Origin of the sequence: Corynebacterium nasorum, from assembly GCF_030229765.1 — a bacterium.
Taxonomy (GTDB): domain Bacteria; phylum Actinomycetota; class Actinomycetes; order Mycobacteriales; family Mycobacteriaceae; genus Corynebacterium; species Corynebacterium kefirresidentii.
On record NZ_JASPGY010000006.1, the window covers coordinates 40304 to 57458 of the forward strand.

At 58.5% G+C, this 17155-nt stretch carries 16 protein-coding genes, 1 tRNA gene and 1 pseudogene; 7 read left to right on the forward strand and 11 right to left on the reverse strand.

Features of this window, described 5'->3' with window-relative positions; all coding sequences use genetic code 11:
• Positions 1–133: 133 nt before the first annotated feature.
• The 3 genes and pseudogenes from QP904_RS07275 to QP904_RS07285 all read right to left on the reverse strand — a co-directional run bounded on the left by QP904_RS07275 (position 134) and on the right by QP904_RS07285 (position 2366).
• A pseudogene (locus tag QP904_RS07275) lies at positions 134–1327 on the reverse strand (IS3 family transposase).
• 145 nt (positions 1328–1472) lie between these two features.
• On the reverse strand, positions 1473–1892 hold the full coding sequence (locus QP904_RS07280; RefSeq protein ID WP_049358550.1) for an organic hydroperoxide resistance protein: 420 nt from the start codon (positions 1890–1892) through the stop codon (positions 1473–1475).
• Positions 1893–1946: 54 nt separating this feature from the next.
• Complete coding sequence (locus tag QP904_RS07285) at positions 1947–2366, reverse strand: organic hydroperoxide resistance protein (RefSeq protein WP_284799193.1); 420 nt, start codon at positions 2364–2366, stop codon at positions 1947–1949.
• Between the two features lie 100 nt (positions 2367–2466).
• Here QP904_RS07285 and QP904_RS07290 point away from each other — a divergent pair, with 100 nt between their 5' ends.
• Positions 2467–2949 (forward strand): MarR family winged helix-turn-helix transcriptional regulator, encoded by a 483-nt coding sequence (locus QP904_RS07290; protein WP_034655444.1) that lies wholly within the window; start codon positions 2467–2469, stop codon positions 2947–2949.
• A gap of 9 nt (positions 2950–2958) precedes the next feature.
• On the opposite strand, the gene QP904_RS07295 is transcribed toward QP904_RS07290, so the two are convergent.
• The 4 genes from QP904_RS07295 to QP904_RS07310 form a co-directional block, all read right to left on the reverse strand.
• Positions 2959–3570: a hypothetical protein gene (locus QP904_RS07295; protein ID WP_239207487.1), complete on the reverse strand. Its 612-nt coding sequence runs from the start codon at positions 3568–3570 to the stop codon at positions 2959–2961.
• A gap of 37 nt (positions 3571–3607) precedes the next feature.
• Complete coding sequence (ulaA, locus tag QP904_RS07300; RefSeq protein ID WP_284835810.1) at positions 3608–5185, reverse strand: PTS ascorbate transporter subunit IIC; 1578 nt, start codon at positions 5183–5185, stop codon at positions 3608–3610.
• A gap of 11 nt (positions 5186–5196) precedes the next feature.
• Positions 5197–6012 (reverse strand): PTS sugar transporter subunit IIAB, encoded by an 816-nt coding sequence (locus tag QP904_RS07305; RefSeq protein WP_284835811.1) that lies wholly within the window; start codon positions 6010–6012, stop codon positions 5197–5199.
• Positions 6013–6468: 456 nt separating this feature from the next.
• Complete coding sequence (locus QP904_RS07310; protein WP_284835812.1) at positions 6469–7374, reverse strand: DUF5067 domain-containing protein; 906 nt, start codon at positions 7372–7374, stop codon at positions 6469–6471.
• A gap of 132 nt (positions 7375–7506) precedes the next feature.
• Here QP904_RS07310 and QP904_RS07315 point away from each other — a divergent pair.
• Positions 7507–7580: transfer RNA gene (locus QP904_RS07315), tRNA-Ile, on the forward strand.
• Positions 7581–7686: 106 nt separating this feature from the next.
• Positions 7687–8742, forward strand: coding sequence for a trimeric intracellular cation channel family protein (locus tag QP904_RS07320; protein WP_034655891.1), 1056 nt, complete (start codon positions 7687–7689; stop codon positions 8740–8742).
• 24 nt (positions 8743–8766) lie between these two features.
• Here the strand turns inward: QP904_RS07320 and QP904_RS07325 are convergent, their stop codons facing one another.
• On the reverse strand, positions 8767–9288 hold the full coding sequence (locus QP904_RS07325) for a hypothetical protein (RefSeq protein WP_232212601.1): 522 nt from the start codon (positions 9286–9288) through the stop codon (positions 8767–8769).
• Between the two features lie 147 nt (positions 9289–9435).
• On the opposite strand from QP904_RS07325, the gene QP904_RS07330 reads away from it, so the two are divergent.
• Both QP904_RS07330 and QP904_RS07335 read left to right on the forward strand, forming a co-directional pair.
• A complete protein-coding gene (locus tag QP904_RS07330; RefSeq protein WP_284835813.1) occupies positions 9436–11043 on the forward strand; it encodes a mechanosensitive ion channel domain-containing protein in 1608 nt (535 codons plus the stop codon).
• A gap of 143 nt (positions 11044–11186) precedes the next feature.
• Positions 11187–12275 (forward strand): alkene reductase, encoded by a 1089-nt coding sequence (locus tag QP904_RS07335; protein ID WP_284835814.1) that lies wholly within the window; start codon positions 11187–11189, stop codon positions 12273–12275.
• A 146-nt stretch (positions 12276–12421) separates the two neighbouring features.
• On the opposite strand, the gene QP904_RS07340 is transcribed toward QP904_RS07335, so the two are convergent.
• Positions 12422–14113 carry an alkaline phosphatase D family protein gene (locus QP904_RS07340; RefSeq protein ID WP_200288827.1) on the reverse strand — a complete coding sequence of 564 codons (1692 nt, stop codon included), beginning with the start codon at positions 14111–14113 and terminating at the stop codon, positions 12422–12424.
• Positions 14114–14269: 156 nt separating this feature from the next.
• Here QP904_RS07340 and QP904_RS07345 point away from each other — a divergent pair, with 156 nt between their 5' ends.
• Positions 14270–15064: a serine hydrolase domain-containing protein gene (locus QP904_RS07345; RefSeq protein ID WP_200288828.1), complete on the forward strand. Its 795-nt coding sequence runs from the start codon at positions 14270–14272 to the stop codon at positions 15062–15064.
• Positions 15065–15564: 500 nt separating this feature from the next.
• Positions 15565–15975: a hypothetical protein gene (locus QP904_RS07350; RefSeq protein ID WP_051138330.1), complete on the forward strand. Its 411-nt coding sequence runs from the start codon at positions 15565–15567 to the stop codon at positions 15973–15975.
• An 82-nt stretch (positions 15976–16057) separates the two neighbouring features.
• On the opposite strand, the gene QP904_RS07355 is transcribed toward QP904_RS07350, so the two are convergent.
• Positions 16058–16843: an HAD-IIA family hydrolase gene (locus tag QP904_RS07355; protein WP_023021126.1), complete on the reverse strand. Its 786-nt coding sequence runs from the start codon at positions 16841–16843 to the stop codon at positions 16058–16060.
• Positions 16840–17133: an acyl carrier protein gene (locus QP904_RS07360; protein WP_239204490.1), complete on the reverse strand. Its 294-nt coding sequence runs from the start codon at positions 17131–17133 to the stop codon at positions 16840–16842. Before QP904_RS07360 ends, QP904_RS07355 begins: the two co-directional genes overlap by 4 nt.
• Between the last annotated feature and the right edge of the window lie 22 nt (positions 17134–17155).

A 17155-nucleotide genomic window follows, 5' to 3' on the forward strand; every position in this document is an offset into this window, starting at 1 on the left:
ACCCCTTCAAAATCTCCGCAACACGTCCGACGTAAATAGTGGCAGTTCCTTGAACTTTCATAAGATGCTGTCTCTAATGTGGTGGGGTTTCTATGGGGCCTGACCCCCGGAAAGTAGACACGTCGGGGGTTAGCTATGCTGCTTGGGTCAGTGTAGCTGATGTGAGCGCTTCGAAGTCATCGGGAGCTAGAAGGTTGCACCAGTAGTGCCGTCTGCGGGTGTTGTAGCGCATGCACCATCGGAAGACTTCTTGGCGGCAGACGATGGGATTGTCAAAGACTTTCCGATCACGCAGGACTTCACGCTTTAAGGTGGTGTTAAATGATTCTGCCAGGGCATTATCGGCACTCGTTCCCACTGCTCCCATGGATTCGCGCACGCCAAGCTGGGCGCAGTGGTCCCTAACAGCCTGTGAGGTGTACACACTGCCATGATCAGAATGGAAAATTGCCCCTTTAAGGCTTCCGCGGACTTTCCTGGCATGAGATAAAGCTTCGATAACCAGCGATACCCGCATGTGATCTGCGAGCGCATAACCTGTAAGTTTCCGCGAGTAAGTGTCAATAACTGTGGCCAAATACATGTTCTTGCCGCCCTTACACGGCAGGTAGGTGATATCGCCTACGTAAACGTGATTCGGCCTGTCAGCTGTGAATCTGCGGCCTACTAGATCTGGCATGACTCGACGTCCAGGCTTGCGCCTGATGGTGATACACCGACGCCGCTTAGTAAAGCCTTTCAGCCTCATGGATTTCATGATGCGTGCGACCTTCTTGTGATTGATCGGAGGAAAGTCCGTATCGTCGTTGAGGTTTGCAGCAATGCGTTTTGCACCATAAAGCCCGAGCTCATCATCGAAGATGGTCTTGATTCGTGCACCAATAAGAGCATCAGAACACATCTTTAACCTGCGTTCTTCGCGAGTGTTGGCCCATTTGTAGAACGAGGAGCGATTGAGCTTTAACACCTGGCACATCCGCTTAACCGAGTATTCGGTTCGGTGGTCATAGACAAACTGGAAGCGGATTACCAGCGTGTCTCTTTAAGCAAAATATTTCGCGGCCTTGCGTAGGACGTCGCGTTCTTCGCGCAGCTTCGAGACTTCTTTTTCTAGCTGGCGGATCCGTTCAGAATCAGTCGTCTCCTGGGCCTTGTCGCGCATGGTCTTCGTGCGGGCACGTTTGCCAGTGCCGTACTGCTTAAGCCAGGAATAAAGTGAGGAGCGATTGATTCCTAGCTCTGCTGCAGCCGTGTGAAGTGAGAGGTCCTCATTGTTTTCGTAGAGGGCCACAGCATCACGTTTGAACTGTTCGGAATACCTAGGCATGGTGGTAGATTACCTTTCTTCCCAACCCAACCGGGCTGGATATCAGGTGTCTACCAAACAGGGGTCAGGTTCGGAGCACAACGTATAAAAATACCCACGCGGCGCGCATGATGGCGCCGTGTGGGTTGGGGAAGAGGACTAGAAATTAGTCCTGTGCAACACCGACGTTGACTTCGATGTTGCCGCGGGTGGCCTTGGAATAAGGGCACATCTGGTGGGCGGCGTCGGCAAGCTCCTGTGCCTTGGCGTCCTCAACGCCTGGGATGGTGACCTCGAGGTCAACGCCGAGGAAGAAGCCCTCGTCGTTCTTGCCCAGCTTAACGCGGGCGCCGACGGAGGAATTCTCCACGTCAACACCCTTGTCCTTGGCCACTGCCTTGAGTGCGGAGTGGTAGCAGGCGGCGTAACCGGCAGCGAAAAGCTGCTCCGGGTTAGCGCCCTCACCGCTGCCGCCCATTTCCTTTGGGGCGGTCATGGTGAAGTCCAGATCGGAATCCTTGACTACGGCGCGGCCGTCGCGGCCTGCTCCGGTGGACAGTGCTTCGGTGGTGTATACGGCGTCCATAATGACTCCTTTTCTATCGGGTCTTTGTACGTCCGCCGATTGTACGCAAGAATTCTAGTCCTCGACGACGTTGACGGTGACCTCAATATTGCCCCGGGTGGCATTGGAGTAGGGGCAGACCTGGTGGGCGGCGTCGGCAAGCTGCTGGGCTGTGGCCTTGTCTTGAGCTGGGATGGAAACCTCCAGGTCCACTGCGAGCTGGAAGCCTTCGCCCTGCTTTCCGATGCCCACTCGTGCACCCACCGCAGAGTCACCCAACTCGACCTTCTGGTTGCGGGCCACGGCCTGCAGGGCGGAGTGGAAGCAAGCGGCGTAGCCGGCGGCAAAAAGCTGCTCTGGGTTGGCACCTTCGCCGCTGCCGCCCATCTCCTTAGGGATAGCAAGGTGAAAGTCCAGGTCGGAGCCCGTGACGGCGGCGTGGCCGTTGCGGCCTGCTCCGGTGGCTAGCGCCTCGGTGGTGTACATGGCGTCCATGATTGCTCCTTTCGATTTTACAATCCGGTTTTAATATCCACTTTTGATTGTACACAATTAAATTGCGGACAATATTTTCTTGGCGTCTATACTTTTGGCTATGAATGACGCGCCCACTGATTACCTTTCTCTCGATAGTCAGCTGTGCTTCTCGATTTACCGTGCGAGTAGGGCGGTAGTGCGTTCCTATCGGCCACTCCTCGATGAGCTGGGGCTGACCTACCCCCAGTACTTGGTCATGTTGGTGCTGTGGGAGGCCGACGAACCGGTGCCACTTAAATTCATTGATTCCCGCCTCGGTCTGGATAGCGGCACGCTTACCCCGCTGCTTAAGCGCCTAGAAAAGCAGGGGTTTGTGGAGCGGCGCCGTGATCCCGCCGACGAGCGCCGCACCCTCGCTAGCCTCACCGCCGACGGCGACGCCCTGCGCTCCCGCGCCGAGTGCATCCCCGAAGCAATGGCCGAGGCTTATGAGAAGTTGGGCCTCGACCTAGTGGAATTTAAAGAGTCTCTCGATGTCCTTGCCGCTACTCCCGTCGACGTGGAGCTACCGTGGCCGTCCGAAGAAGACTTTGTGAGGTAGGGGGGGGGCTTAGTTCGTCGTGGCCACGCGCCTGGACCATATGCTTTTGTCGGCGGTTTCGAATGAGGCGCGAACTGTTTTGTCTCCGGGCCTTTCGCACGTGAGAACTCGCTGGTCGCTGCCCATGCGGCAGTCAAGGTCATAGGATTGCTTGGTCACCGGGCTGCTGGCGGAGACATCCGCGTGGTATACCGATGTCACCGTGGGATCTGGGGAGCGCAGAGTGTAGCTGGCCTGCATCGCGGCATCAAAGACCGCGGCGGCGAATTCGCAGGAGGTCGCATCGCCGGCGTCGATGGAATCGCCCGACGATGATGTGCCACAGTAGCCGCCAATCTGGCCTACATGGATGTTGTGTTTGCCGCCGGCCGGTGGTGTGGGCTGCTCTGGGGCTGCCTCTTTGGTGACCGTTTCGGTGCGACGTTGCTTCGTTTCCTTCTCCGGGCTGGTTTCTTCTGCATTTTCACCAGCCGGGGAGTTGCTATCTTGCGCGGTGGAGAAGGCTGGCTCTTCTGCTGGGGTGGAATCAGAGTTGGAGTCTGAACCGGAGCCGCAGGCGCTCAGCACAAGACCGGTAGCGAGGAGCACGGACGCGAGAGGGAGAATGGAAGGGCGTTGCATAGGGATACTGTAGCGCCCTTCGGGGTGTGGCGCGCGGCTAATGGTCTATACGAGCGGGTGGAACTGGCGCACCTTCGGGTGGCAGAACCTTCGGGTACTTTGTGGCTGTGCTGGCGGAAGTGGGTGCGCCGGTTGCACCGCTGGTTGCGGCGGCATCGGCGTTGCTGGTGGGGGAAGGGCGGTGGGGAGTGGGGTCCCAGTGGACGTCGACAAGCTTGCGCTGGCACACCCACCCCAAGGCCAGAATGGCCAGCGCAATGAAGGCAATGAAGACGAGGCCCAGGGCGCCATCGGCGTGAATGGACCAGCCCAGCAGCAGGCCGAGCCAGCCAAAGTCAGCGTCGCCGAAAGTGGTATTCGCGGAGCCGAAGGAACCAAGGACACCGAGGAGGAATGCCGGCAGGAAAGTAATGATGAGGCCGTTGACAAAAGCACCGAGCGCGGCACCACGGCGGCCGCCGGTGGCATTGCCATAAACGCCTGCTGCACCGCCGGTGAAGAAGTGCGGCACCAAACCGGGCAGAATCAGCGCAATGCCAAAGGCTGGATTGAGCCAGGTAGACAGGACGGCGAGGCCGACAAGTCCGCCGAGGAAGGAAGAAATGAATCCGATGAGCACTGCGTTCTGGGCATAAGGAAAGACGATGGGGGCATCCAGTGCAGGGATCGCGCCGGGCACCACCTTGGCTGCGATGCCCTGGAAAGCAGGCACGAGCTCGCCCAGGATGGTGCGGACGCCAAACAGGATGACGGCCACGGCTACGCCAAACTGGAGTCCTTGGGTCACGGACTGCATCAAGAAATTGCTCACATTAGTGGCGCCATCTGGAAAGGCCGTGAAGGCTTCCTCGGAACCGGCGCGAGCAATGAAGAGCACGGCGAGGACCACGTACATCAGCGCCATGGATAGCGCGGTTGCCACCATGGAATCGCGCAAGAAGCGCAGGCCTTCCGGCAATTTCAGGTCCTCAGTGGAGGGCGACATTTTCTTACCCTTGCCGCTCACCAGCTTGCCGACGCCGCCCGCAGCCAAATACCCCGCAGTGCCAAAATGTCCGATGGCCACGGAGTCATCGCCGGTAATGCGGCGGGTAAATGGGTGCGCGATGGCGGGGAGCGAAACCATAAGAATGCCAAGGAGCGCTGCTCCGAAGGCGATGACAATCCACGAGGAATACCCGGCTGGTGCAAGCACCATGGTGAGAAGAGTCGCCATGAAGAGAACATGGTGACCGGTAAGAAACACGTAGCTCATTGGCGTAAAGCGGGCGAGCAGCAGCGAAACCACAAAGCCTAAGATCATGATCCAAGCGACTTGGCTGCCGAACTGATCCTGCGCAATGCCTACGATGGCTTCATTGGTCGGAACCACGCCTTGGGCGCCCGTGGCGCCGGTAATCATGGCCCCCAGCGGCTCTAAAGAATCGGTGACTAGGCCTGCACCAGCACCGATAAGGAGAAAGCCGAGCGTGGCCTTGATGGCGCCGCCAATGGTTTTGCCGGTACCGCGGCCCATCGCTGCCAAACCCACCGCAGTGATGATGCCGATGAGAAACGCTGGCACGGAGAGAATTTCATTTACCAGGAAGTTCGCTATAGCAAGAAGAAAGTCCATGAGGATGCTCCTTAGATGTCATAGAGCTCGCGCAGAGCCCCATCGATTTCAGGCATAGAGGTGAAGTCTTGGATGACGTAGACGGGGACTCCGACATCGCCAAGCGTTGCGGCAATTTCGCCGGAGGTGAGCAAGAAATCCGCCTCGCCTGCGCGGCCCTTGGCAGAGATGGTGTCTGTAGCTTCCACGGTGAGGTAAGGACCCCAACCCCACTCATCGAGCACCTGCTCGAGGGTGTTTTTGAGGAACAATGACGTACCTAGCCCGTTGCCGCATACCGTGAGAATTTTTCCTTTGGAGGCAACAGAATCGGCGGCCGTTTGCTTCGCTGGTTGCGCCTTTGGCCCCGACGTTGCTGTGGAAGCTGCGCGTTTCTTACTCGACGTCGATGCCGTGAGGACTGCGCGGAGCCCCTCTTCAGATTCTGCGCTATCAAGCTCGTCGCGTTTGGTGGCTAGCAGCTTTGCGAGCTGTTTCATCGCCTGCAGATGCTCGGAGTCACTCCGTGCGGCAAACGCTACGACGAGGTCTACAGGGTCATTGGAATCATGCCCGAATTCCACCGGCTTATCCAGGCGCACCCACGACAGTGAGGTTTCTTTTACCGCCTCCGAAGGGCGCGCGTGCGCAAAAGCGAAACCGGGAGCCACGACAATATATGGGCCCGTTTCTTCCACGGAGTGCACCATTGCTTCCGTGTAGTCTGCGGTTATCGTGCCAGCTTCTTCAAGCAGCGATCCCGCAAGATGGATAGCTGCTCGCCAGTCCTTGGCGGTGCCGTGCAAGTCCACGGCACCGGGCACCAAGAGGGAATCTAGTGTCGCCATATGTATCTCCCATCACAAATGCTGTGACATCAAGGTCAATGTCACTCTTGATTTTATGCCGTGGAGAAACGGGAGGTAAATGCAGGGGTAACGTTTGCACTGGGGGAGTTGCAACCGCTCAAGGGGCGGTCGAATTGGCTCTATCGGTCTTTAGCGTGGTCGCAATGCAAAGGGGACCGTGTGTTCTCGGAAAGGCCGGACCTGGAAATGGACCTGTGCTAAGGGGAAGGGAAATGAGAAATCCCCGCTGGCGCGGGGAGAAACACAGCTAAAGTGCTGCTTTGCGCACTACAACAGGCCCCTCCCATTGGATACAGGAGGGGCCTGGCTACGCCTGTCAAGTACTGCCTGCCTCAGTGAGAAATGGGCTCGATTTCCTTTGGGCGTTGTATCTCGGCGGGCTTCGCTTCCTGTATCGGCTAGAACGGGAGATTTAAGCGCGTTGTATACGGGCAGTTAATTGAGCTCGAAAGTTTGGCGTCCGATTTCATCTTGGCTGAAGGACTTAGTTGCAACAAGGTCCACAGGGGTAGTTAGATCATCGAGCTCGTAGGCTATGGTTCCAGCGACAGTGCCTCCCTTTTTAATCTGCTCAAGCTGAGTATCGTCAGTTTCAGGATCAATATAGGAACCGAGGTCGAGCTCGTTTACTTTATTCGGATCATTGTCTTGGATGGCGGTGAAGTACACGACAAAGTCGGTGGTGGTTAGAGTTTCATCCGTTTTATTGGTTACGTCATAGTTAAAGACGAGAAGTGGCTTTTCACCTATTTCATTACCAGGCTCACCGGGCTTGATAACACGGTGATCGGTTATTTCGAACTTGGCGGCTGGAACATCCAGGACTCCATTTTTAAAGGTTTGGCCAAAATCCGTGCTCTTTAGCTCTCTAATGGTTGTCGGATCATCCTTCACTTTCTTCATGTGTGTGGTGAATTCCTTATCTTCAATCGCGACCTTGAAAGTTAAGGCGTCGTCATCGATAGAGAAATCTTTCTTGTCGGACGAAGCAGCCATCCACTCAGAGGCAGTGGCAACGGTATCGCGGTTTGAAGTAACGGTCTCGCCGGATGCAGCGGCTTGAGCGTCAAAGGTGCCAATCCAGTAGATCATACGATTTTCGCCGTTGTCCATGACCCATTCGATGGTGATGACGTCGTCGGTGATGCTGGCCTCCATCCAGCCATCTTCAGAAGCGCTGTCCTCTTGCTTCCACGTCCCAATTACGGACTTCGCATCGGTCTGTGCATCGGACGCGGAATTACTGGAGTCGCTCGTCTTTGAGCTGTCACTACCGCTATCCGAGCAGGAGGTAAGCGTGAGAGCAGAGACGAGAATGAGAGAAGAGAGTAGTTTGCGCATAATTAACTTCTACCCGCAGGGGGTAGGAAGCGTACAAATACTCAATAGCGAAGGGGGCAAATTGGTCTTTGGCCGCTCTTTGACTAATCTTTTCAGGGCAGAGAGTCGCCCAAGTGGGCGTGCGATCTGCGTGGGGCTATAGCTCAGTCGGTTAGAGCTACGGACTCATAATCCGTTGGTCGCGGGTTCGAGCCCCGCTGGCCCCACGGTGATAGGGAGGCGTCGGCAAGCAGTGCCGTCGCCTCCTTGTACTTATCTGCGCATATGGGTGTGCTGATTGCGCAAGGGCGGGCGGTGAAGTCTAATAACTATATGGTTGAAGTAGATCCGCTCATTGAATCTCTCTACCGCTGGTCCGATATCAGTGGTGTGCTGCTGATGGGAATTATCGGTGGCACTATGGCGCGCAAGCGCGGCTACGATATCATCGGCTTTTTCTTCATTGCGATGTTCTCGTCGCTAGGCGGCGGCATGGTGCGCGACGTGCTCATTAACCGCGGCACCGTCGCGGCAATGAGCCAGCCGGAATACCTCTACTTGGCTTTTACCGGCGCGCTGATTGCTCGCTTTGTGTACTTCAAAGGCAAGACCTGGGATTATCTGCAAGCGCATGGCGACGCCGTCGTTTCCGGCCTGTGGGCCGCCACCGGCGCGGTGAAGGCTATTACCTACGGCCTGCCGCTTATACCCTGCATCATGATGGGCGTGTTTACCGCCACGGGTGGTTCGATGATTCGTGACATCGTGATGGGGCGCGAGCCGAGCGTCTTTGGTGATAACCAGCCAACAGTTATTCCGGCCGTGGCTTGTGCGATTATTGTGCTGGTTGGCCACCATTTCGACATGATGGCCGTGGGCATGATCATTGGGCCTTTGGTCTCCATCTTCTTGGCGCTGCTGGGCATTTGGGCGGGGTGGCGCGTGCCGGCCTACCAAGACTGGGCACCTATTAATGACACCGCCGCACAGGTGAAGGTCCTAGCGAAAAAGGCCGAGAATAAAAGCCGTGCCGTCGGCCGCCGCCTCGAGCCGCACCGCTTACGTGCTTGGCGTCACCGCCAGATGGAGGCAGCGCTGCAGCGGCGCATTGAAAAGGAAGTGCGCTCTGGTAAGCGGCGCAAAGAAGCTGCGGCGGAGGCCAGCGAATTTCTGGAGTCCTTCGAATCCGATGTGGATCAGCTCAGTGCAGTGGTAGCAGAAGGCGATGATACGGACTTCGGCGTGGACCTCACCGGTGATTCCTACACCGAGGAGGAACAGGCCTCCCAGGAGGAATCCCAACGCCTCCTTGATGCCATTCTGGAAGATGACAAGCTTACGGATGAACTCATTGATCGCCTCATGAAGCGCTATGACTCCCGCGACTAGCCCGCGGTTCTTTAGCGCGGCGGCTTAGCGCCCAACCGCGCCGCAAACCTGCGGGTCCGTGATATAGCCTTGCTCGCAGCCATATTGGGTCTGGATTTCTCCGGAGCTCTTATTCCGGTTGCCGTTGGCATCGTTGCCATAGCCGCACAGGTAGGCCGGACACTCCGCACTCGGCCCATTGGGCGCTTGTACTGGCGGTTGAGCGTTTGATTCCTTGCACAACGCGGCAAACTCCACCCAGGTGCCGTCCGCGCATTGGTACTGCGCGGTGTTTTCCTGCTGCCGGTTTTCGGTAGGCGGTTGCACGGCTTCCTGATTTTCTGTTTGTGGTTCGGCGTGCTGCGCGGCATCTGTAGTTGCTACTTCCGTGGTCGTTTTTTCTGTGGACGTTTCCTCGGTGCTGGATTCTGTAGAGCTCGTTTCATTGGCCGTTTCCGTAACGGTTTCTTTCACCGTGGAAATGGTGGTGGCGGTCTCGTCGCTGCCGCCGCAACCGGTGGCAAAAAGGGCTAGGGAAAAGAAGGGAATAAGGAATGATTTCTTCATGCCCCATACCGTAGCTAAACAAGGCGGCGGGTGCCGGAGTCTGTGCAGGGCATAGGGGGAAACGGGCTGTGCGAGGGGGGAGTGTTTGCATGGTGGCTGGCAGTGAACTGGCATCTAGTTTTCAGGTGTGCGCACTAATCTAGAGACATGAATCTGAAGTATTACTTCTACGAGCTGTGGAGCATCTTCGTTGACCACGGCTTACCGCTTATCGCGCTGCTGCTCATAGGCATTTTGATCCCACGCATCGGCAGGCTGGCGATCCGCATCATAGAGCGCCGCCTCGATGAAGATGAAGAATCCACCAAGGCGCGCCTGGCGCTGACCGGTGCGTTGGTCTACATCGTGCAGGCCATCGCGTACTTCCTCATCATTTGGGCGGCGCTGACCAATATCGGTGTTCCTGCGGTAGGCGCGGCGGTGCCGGCGACGATAGTTTCGGCCGCCGTGGGTTTTGGCGCCCAGTCCATCATTGCGGATTTCCTCTCCGGCTTTTTCATCCTTTCGGAAAAGCAATTCGGTGTAGGCGATTACGTCAGCTTTGATGGCGTAACCGATGTGGAAGGCACCGTGGTGATGCTGACTCTGCGCACCACCAAGGTGCGCACTCCCACCGGCGAGCTCGTCACCGTGCCCAATAGTTCCGCCGGGGCGGTAACAAACTATTCCCAGGAATGGTCGCGTGCCGTGGTCAACTTCGACGTGCCCGTGCAAGAAGGCGAGACCTTGCCGGAGATCACGCGCCGGGTGCGCACCATTTCTGAGCAGGCTATCCAAGAGCCATCCATCGCCGTGGATGTCAACGGCGAGCTCGAGGTGCTGCCAGCCACGCAGCTGGTTGCCCCGCAGGCCGCCGGCCAGTCGTGGCACGTGACCTACCGCGTGCTGGTCACCGTTAACCCGGCCCGCCAATGGGCAGTGGAACGCGCCATTCGCTCGGCGCTGCTCTCGGAGTTCTGGGATCACTACAACGTGGCCGATCTCGATGAACTGCAGCGCCCGCTGACCCCACCGCAGGGAAATACCGCGGCTCAAGAATCCGTGAAAGACGCTTCCACCGCAGGGGAGGGCTCCCACCCTGAGACGAAGGTGGAGCGCAGTGCCGCCACCGAGAACGCTGAGGTGGATGGCCCGGATAGCGACGGCCCCGGAAAACCCGCGCTGTCTGATGCGGACGACCAAGAACCAGAGCCCTCCCAGGGCATCTGGCGTGGCCTGGAGACCAATAGCAAGTTTCAAAAGATCGCCACCTTCGGCGGTCGAGTCCGCGCATCTACCACGGGGCTTATCCTCGCGCTGCTTGTTGTCGGCGCCTTGACCCTGGCTTCGAGTAATCCCGAAAACGCGGACGCGGGCTGGCTCTCGCCCGAGCACTGGCGCGATAGCGGCAAGGAAACCTCCTCCTCACAGCTTTCCGACGCCCCCTCAAACCAACCCACCCCAGCAACCACCGAGACCGGTACACAGTCCGAACCAACGGAAGATAGTGCCGCTCCCACGGAGACCGACTACCCACAGGGCACTAATGACACTGGCGTGACTGATACGCCTGCCGGCGGCAGGCAGGGAACAGGCGCTACTGGTAATGCCTCCCCGGCTCCGAGCGCTGCCAATGGTGCAGGCAATGCGGGGACAGATTCCGGGACCGGCGCCGGCACTGCGCCCACTGCGGGAGGCGACGCCGGCGACGGCGCCCAAGCTTCCGGAACGGCCGGTAGCGCAGGCACAGAGATTCCGGCAGAGCCTCGTCAGTAGGATGTGCCCTCCATTTCGACCATTGCTTCCTATTGTGGTTGGCAAAGCCGGCATGAACGCTCATGTCGTAGCTCTTGACGTGCAGGAATGATTTTGTGTGGCAAAGATGAAATAGTGCGAGCCGGCTGCGCGTTGCACTTGGCATGACTTCACTCTTTGAACCTCTGGAACTTGGCCGATACACGATAGATAATCGCGTGACCATGGCGGCGTTGACCCGCCAGCGCGCGGGTGAAAGCGGAATACCTACCGAGCTGCACCAGAAGTACTACTCGCAGCGTGCCACGGCCGGGCTGGTTGTCACGGAGGGCACCTTCCCGGCGTGGACCAACCGCGCATTTCCAGGCCAGGCAGGCATTGCCACCGAGGAGCAGGCAGAAGGCTGGCGTGCGGTAGCAGACCGCGTTCACGAGGCCGGCGGCACCTTGTTCATGCAGATCATGCACGGTGGCCGCACCAGCCACCCAGATCTGATTGACGGTGCAGATCCAGAGGCCCCGAGCTCCTTCGATTGGGGCGGAACCGTGCGTGGCTTTTCCGGCAAAATGGATGCGCCGGTCCCGCGGGAGCTGAAGAAGGAAGAGCTGCCGCGCATCGTGGAGGAATTCCGTCAGGGAGCGCGCCGAGCTATCGATGCCGGTATCGACGGGGTGGAGATCCACGGCGCGAATGGCTACCTGCTGCATGAGTTTATGGCGGCCTCGTCCAATAAGCGCGAGGATGAATTCGGCGGCAGCCCGGAAAATCGCTGGCGCCTGCCGGAGATGGTCATCCGCGCCGTGGCGGAGGAAATCGGTGCCGACCGCGTCGGTGTGCGGTTCTCGCCGGCGCACAATGTGCAGGGTGTTATCGAGGATGACCAGGACGACATGCTGGCCACCTACGGCGGACTGCTCGATGCCCTGGCGCCGCTGAACCTGGCTTATGTGTCGCTGCTACACGGCGAGCCGGAAAGCGAGCTTATCGCCACGCTGGCGCAAAAGGCCCGCGCAAATGGCGTGACCAAGGTGCTGATGAATGATGGCTTCCCCACGGTGACTTCCAAGGAAGATGCGCAACGTGAAATCGAGCTGGACTACGTGGATGCCGCAGTGGTGGGCCGCCAGCTCATCGCCAACCCGGACCTAGTGCGCCGCTGGCGTGAGGGCTTGGAGCTCAACGAGCCGGACCAGGATACGTTCTACCTGGGCGGCGAGCGTGGCTACATTGATTATGAATATGCCGCGGACTAGGGAAAAATCCGCGGCATAAAGGGGGGCCGAGAGGCATCAGAGTGATAGGTAGTGAAATTCCCCAGAGAGGGTCTTTCACTATGCCTATCGAAGGTGTACTACCCGTTCGTTAACACCAAGTGCCTGTCATGTGACAGAACTTACAACTACTTGGTATAGCCCTTGCCTGGGCGCCAGGTCATGGTCACAGCCTCGCGCACCGGGGACTTAGCGGACAGCAGGTTATCCACACGCAGCCAGTGCATTTCTGCGGAATCCGGGCGCACGGTTACAAAGCTATAGCCGTGGTGGTCCAAGTCCACGTGGCGGGTGTGCGGGTTGGCACCTAGCAGGTAACGCTCGGCAAGCTTGGAAAGCTCGTTGCCTTCCGGCAGCTTGAGCTGCTCGTTGACATTGGGCGCAGAAACGGAGGCGCAGACCAGCTCGGCGCCAAAGATGCGGCCATCCTTGCTGATATTATGCGCCCACTCGGAATGGATATCGCCGGTGACAAAGAGGGTGTGGGCATCGTGCTTGGAAAGGGCGTCGATAAGCAGGCGGCGCTCTGCAGAGTAGCCATCCCACTGGTCGCCATTGACCGGAATGCCGGTGATATTGGAAGACAGCGAGGAAGAAACCGGCTTGGTCTTGTCATCCTTTTGCAGGGTAGCCAGGTTCATGGGGGAGAACATGACGGAATTGCCCAGCATATTCCACTTCGCAGAAGAGGTCTCAATCTTATTGAGCAGCCAATTATATTGCTCGGATCCGAGCATCGTGCGGCCTTCTGCGGCCATCTTGTGCGGGCCAAAGCGCACCTGCTCATCGCGGTAGGTGCGCAGGTCCATCATGGTTAGTTCCACCAGGTCACCAAAAGTCAGGCTGCGGTAGAGGTGGCCCTGCTCGGAAGGATTGGTTGCGCGCACCGGCATCCACTCGAAGTAGGCCTGCATTGCGGCCTTGCGGCGGTCGAGGAAGGCGCCCTCCTTGCCCTCGGTGTGGTTTTCGGCGCCCTCGCGCCAGTTATCGTTGGCCACCTCGTGGTCATCCCACACCACAACCCACGGCAGTGCCCCGTGTGCGGCTTGCAGGTTTTCATCGGTGCGGTAGCGGCCGAAGCGAATCCGGTAATCCTCTAACGAGATAATCTCGTGCGCAGGGTGGTGCAGGCGCACCGGGCCATTACCGGCGTACTCGCGCTGCGGGTATTCGTAGATATAGTCGCCCAAGAAGATCATATAATCCAGCTGGTCGGCGCGGCCGCGCTGGGCAATATCGCCATAGGCGTTAAAGAAGCCGGACTCCCAGTTTGCACAGCTAGCCACACCGAAGGTGAGCTCTTCTGGGGAGGCGCTCAGCGCCGGGGCGGTCTTGGTACGGCCAATGGGCGAGTACTTATCCTGCGCCTTAAAGCGGTAAAAGTACACGGTCTCCGGCTCTAGGCCGTGCGGATCCACGTGCACGGTGTGGTCCTGGTTGGCGTCGGTGGTCACTTCGCCCTGCTTGACGACGTCCCCGAACCCCTCATCCTTGGCAATTTCCCACTCCACCCGGGTGGCCTCGCCCAGGCCGGATCCCGGCATGGCATCGGCATCCGGGGTTACGCGGGTCCACAAAATGACCGAATCCGGAATAGGATCGCCCGAGGCAACGCCGTGGAGGAAGGGGCGCTCGCCCAGTTGGGGCTCTACCATGTGCTGCTCCACGCGCGGGGAGAGGCTGCTTTGGGCATTGGCAGAGTTGGCGGCGGCGGTGGACAAAGCGATGGCGGCGCCGGCGGTGCCGGTGGTTTGCAGGAAGCGGCGGCGATTGACGTTTCCGCGGGCAGAAGCGGACTGATTCTGAGAATTACTAGGCATGATTTAAAGCTTCGTCATGTTTGCCGCCTGTGCAAGCGATCCTAGGCCAATTACATAAAGAGTTCTTTTTGTCTTAACTGGCGGTTAACTTCCTTGCCCTTCGCCCGGCCCTAGAGTGCGGGCCTTGGGCGGGCTTGGCTCAGTAGGCTGGAGGGCATGAGTGAATTTAGCCAGATCAGCCAATGGCCCGCGGATACGGTGGCCGGTGCTTTGCTGCACCGCGGCGAGGTCATAGAAACGGTAGGAGATACCGCCCGCGAGTTTCCAGTGGCATCGGTGACCAAGCTGGTTGCGGCCTATGGCGTGATGCTTGCCGTGGAAGAAGGCGCGGTGGAATTGGGGCAGCCGGCCGGTCCGGAGGGCTCGACCCTGGAACACCTGCTTGCACACGCCTCTGGCATTTCCTTTGACTCCCGAGAGCCGCAGAAGCCGGTAGGCGAACGCCGCATCTATTCCTCGGCCGGTTATGAGTGGGCCGCAGATACCGTGGCCGATGCCACGGGCATGGACTTTGCCGAGTACCTACGCGAGGGTGTACTTACCCCGTTGGGCATGGATTCCACTCGTCTCGAAGGTTCGGCCGGTCACGGCTTGGTCTCCACGGTGAAAGATTTGGCGGCCTTTGCTGCGGAAGTCCAGGATCCGCAGCTGCTGCACCCATCCACCGTGGCCGATATGCGCCGCGTCCATTTTGGTGGCCTGCGCGGCATTGTCCCGGGCTACGGCAGTTTTAAAGATTGTACCTGGGGCCTTGGTTTTGAAATCCACGGCGACAAAGAACACTGGATGGGCGCCCTGCCTGCCGACGCCGTCGGTCACTTTGGCATGTCCGGCACCTACCTCTGGGTGGCCGGCGAGTATGCCATGGTGGCGCTCACGGACCGTGACTTTGGCGAATGGTGCAAGCCACTCTGGCACGATACGAATACCTCCATCTGGAACGCCTTGTAGGCGTCCGGGCTCGGCGGAGCTAGCGCCTCCAGTGCGCTAGCGCGTGTCTATAACCTTTTATCGGGGAAGCGGCACGGTGGAAGGCTCCCCCGCAGGGTGGGAAAATCGAGGATTTTTGTGCGGTAGGGGCCATAAAACTTGGGATCGCGGCGTGCCTGTAACTAGCCGCTGTTGGAGGTAAGTCAAATAGGGTTTTCGCGCCCATGAGCAGGCCGTCTGGTGGAGAATATAGAACAAGCCTAGGGAGTTCACAGAAAAGGCCAAGTTTCACATTAATAACACTGGTTTCACCTGCAACTTTAGTCCCAGTCTGTACCTGGGGTTGAGGTTTAGCAAACGGGGGTTGAAGTGAAAGTTGAGGGTTGTAGGGGGAGGTGTGACGCAGGAAAATTGTGTGCAGACGCATCAGACAGTTCGTTGGGGAAGACGAAGCTCGTCTTGCATCGCGCCGGGCCGGCAGGCCTCGTGCGGTGGTGATCTATGTCGAGGGAGAATCGGCTATGAATACGTGCGTTAACCCTGCGCCGGTTGAACAGCCGGCCTCCACCTCCGCGTGGCCCTCCGTCAACGGTGGTGCCACCGTGGTTACCGGTGTGCTCAAGATTTCCGGGATGCCGCGCTCGCTGCGCTCGGAGATTGAACGCGCCATGGATCGGTGCATCCGTACCGAGTCGGAATTTATCATTCCGGGCGATGACCCACTGACCGCTCAGTGGTGCACTCGCTGGTTCCGGGATGGGCTTTCTGTCGCGGCGCTTGCTCGAGGCGGCAAAGCCTGTGCCCACTCAGACAGCGGTATTGGCTGCCACCAGGTGCTGACCGGCACCCGCGAAGAGCTAGATGCGCTGGACTGCGTCGTGCGCTATCTTGCGCAGCGCCACGGCTTTACTGCTGCCGTGCGCCTGCCGTAGAAAGCACAGGGAGGGTGGACCAACAGCTGCTGGTCCGCCCTCCCTTTTCCTTTTGCCATTAGTAGGGCCGGTTGAGGGCGGCCTATTCCTCCTCGGCGAAGGGATCAAAGATTTTGTCCGGCAGCTCGGCCACTGATTTCAGCACGGCAGAAGGGCGGTAGGGGTAGCGAGAAATCTCTCGGTCATCGGAGATGCCGGAGCGCACCAAAACTGTGCGCATGCCGGCCTCGAGACCGGCCTTAACGTCTGTATCCATGCGGTCACCAATCATCACCGTGTGCTCCGAGTGGGCACCAATATGATTGAGCGCCGAGCGCATCATGACTGGGTTGGGCTTGCCCACGTAATAAGGCTCGCGGTTGGTGGCGGCGGTAATCAGTGCAGCCACGGCACCGGTGGCCGGCAATACTCCTTCTGGGGCAGGGCCGGTGACATCTGGGTTGGTGGCGATAAAACGAGCACCATTGCGGATGAGGTTAATCGCGTTCGTGATGGCCTCAAAAGAATAGGTGCGGGTCTCACCAAGCACCACAAAATCAGGGTCATCGTTGGTAAGGATCCACCCAGCCTCGTGCATGGCGGTGGTAAGGCCGGATTCACCCACTACATAGGCCTTGCTGGAGCTTACCTGGCTGGAAAGAAAATTCGCGGTGGCGGTGGCGGAGGTCCAGATGCGCTCGGCAGGAATATCCAAGCCGGTATTGCGCAGGCGGGCAGAAAGATCCCGTGGAGTAGACATGGAGTTATTGGTCAGCACCATGTACTCGATGTCATTATCCTTGAGCGCTTGGATAAATTTATCGGCGCCAGGGATCATCTCGCCTTCTTTGATGAGTACGCCGTCCATATCGGATAGATAAGAAATCATTGGTGGTCCTCCACATACTCGGCAATATCGCCGATGGTTTCGCAGTTGAGCATCGTTTCCTCAGAAAAACGCACCTGGAAGGTCTCTTCCGCGCGCACGGTCAGCTCCACTAGATCTAGCGATTCGACGCCAATATCCTTCAGCCGCGTATCCCGGCTCAGATCTTCCTCGGTACCGGTGACCTTGTTTATGAGCGCGAGGAGCTGGCCGAGCGTATCGCGCTCCGGCTCCTTTTCCGGCGCGCTCGCGTTGAACTTTGCCTGTAATTGGGCGCTGAGGTCGTTTGCCATGCCCACCAGTCTAGTATTGATC

Coding starts and splice junctions, on each gene's coding strand:
- QP904_RS07280 (WP_049358550.1), bottom strand. CDS start 1,892: ATGGACGCCGTATACACCACCGAAGCACTGTCCACCGGAGCAGGCCGC.
- QP904_RS07285 (WP_284799193.1), bottom strand. CDS start 2,366: ATGGACGCCATGTACACCACCGAGGCGCTAGCCACCGGAGCAGGCCGC.
- QP904_RS07290 (WP_034655444.1), top strand. CDS start 2,467: ATGAATGACGCGCCCACTGATTACCTTTCTCTCGATAGTCAGCTGTGC.
- QP904_RS07295 (WP_239207487.1), bottom strand. CDS start 3,570: ATGCAACGCCCTTCCATTCTCCCTCTCGCGTCCGTGCTCCTCGCTACC.
- ulaA (WP_284835810.1), bottom strand. CDS start 5,185: ATGGACTTTCTTCTTGCTATAGCGAACTTCCTGGTAAATGAAATTCTC.
- QP904_RS07305 (WP_284835811.1), bottom strand. CDS start 6,012: ATGGCGACACTAGATTCCCTCTTGGTGCCCGGTGCCGTGGACTTGCAC.
- QP904_RS07310 (WP_284835812.1), bottom strand. CDS start 7,374: ATGCGCAAACTACTCTCTTCTCTCATTCTCGTCTCTGCTCTCACGCTT.
- QP904_RS07320 (WP_034655891.1), top strand. CDS start 7,687: ATGGTTGAAGTAGATCCGCTCATTGAATCTCTCTACCGCTGGTCCGAT.
- QP904_RS07325 (WP_232212601.1), bottom strand. CDS start 9,288: ATGAAGAAATCATTCCTTATTCCCTTCTTTTCCCTAGCCCTTTTTGCC.
- QP904_RS07330 (WP_284835813.1), top strand. CDS start 9,436: ATGAATCTGAAGTATTACTTCTACGAGCTGTGGAGCATCTTCGTTGAC.
- QP904_RS07335 (WP_284835814.1), top strand. CDS start 11,187: ATGACTTCACTCTTTGAACCTCTGGAACTTGGCCGATACACGATAGAT.
- QP904_RS07340 (WP_200288827.1), bottom strand. CDS start 14,113: ATGCCTAGTAATTCTCAGAATCAGTCCGCTTCTGCCCGCGGAAACGTC.
- QP904_RS07345 (WP_200288828.1), top strand. CDS start 14,270: ATGAGTGAATTTAGCCAGATCAGCCAATGGCCCGCGGATACGGTGGCC.
- QP904_RS07350 (WP_051138330.1), top strand. CDS start 15,565: ATGAATACGTGCGTTAACCCTGCGCCGGTTGAACAGCCGGCCTCCACC.
- QP904_RS07355 (WP_023021126.1), bottom strand. CDS start 16,843: ATGATTTCTTATCTATCCGATATGGACGGCGTACTCATCAAAGAAGGC.
- QP904_RS07360 (WP_239204490.1), bottom strand. CDS start 17,133: ATGGCAAACGACCTCAGCGCCCAATTACAGGCAAAGTTCAACGCGAGC.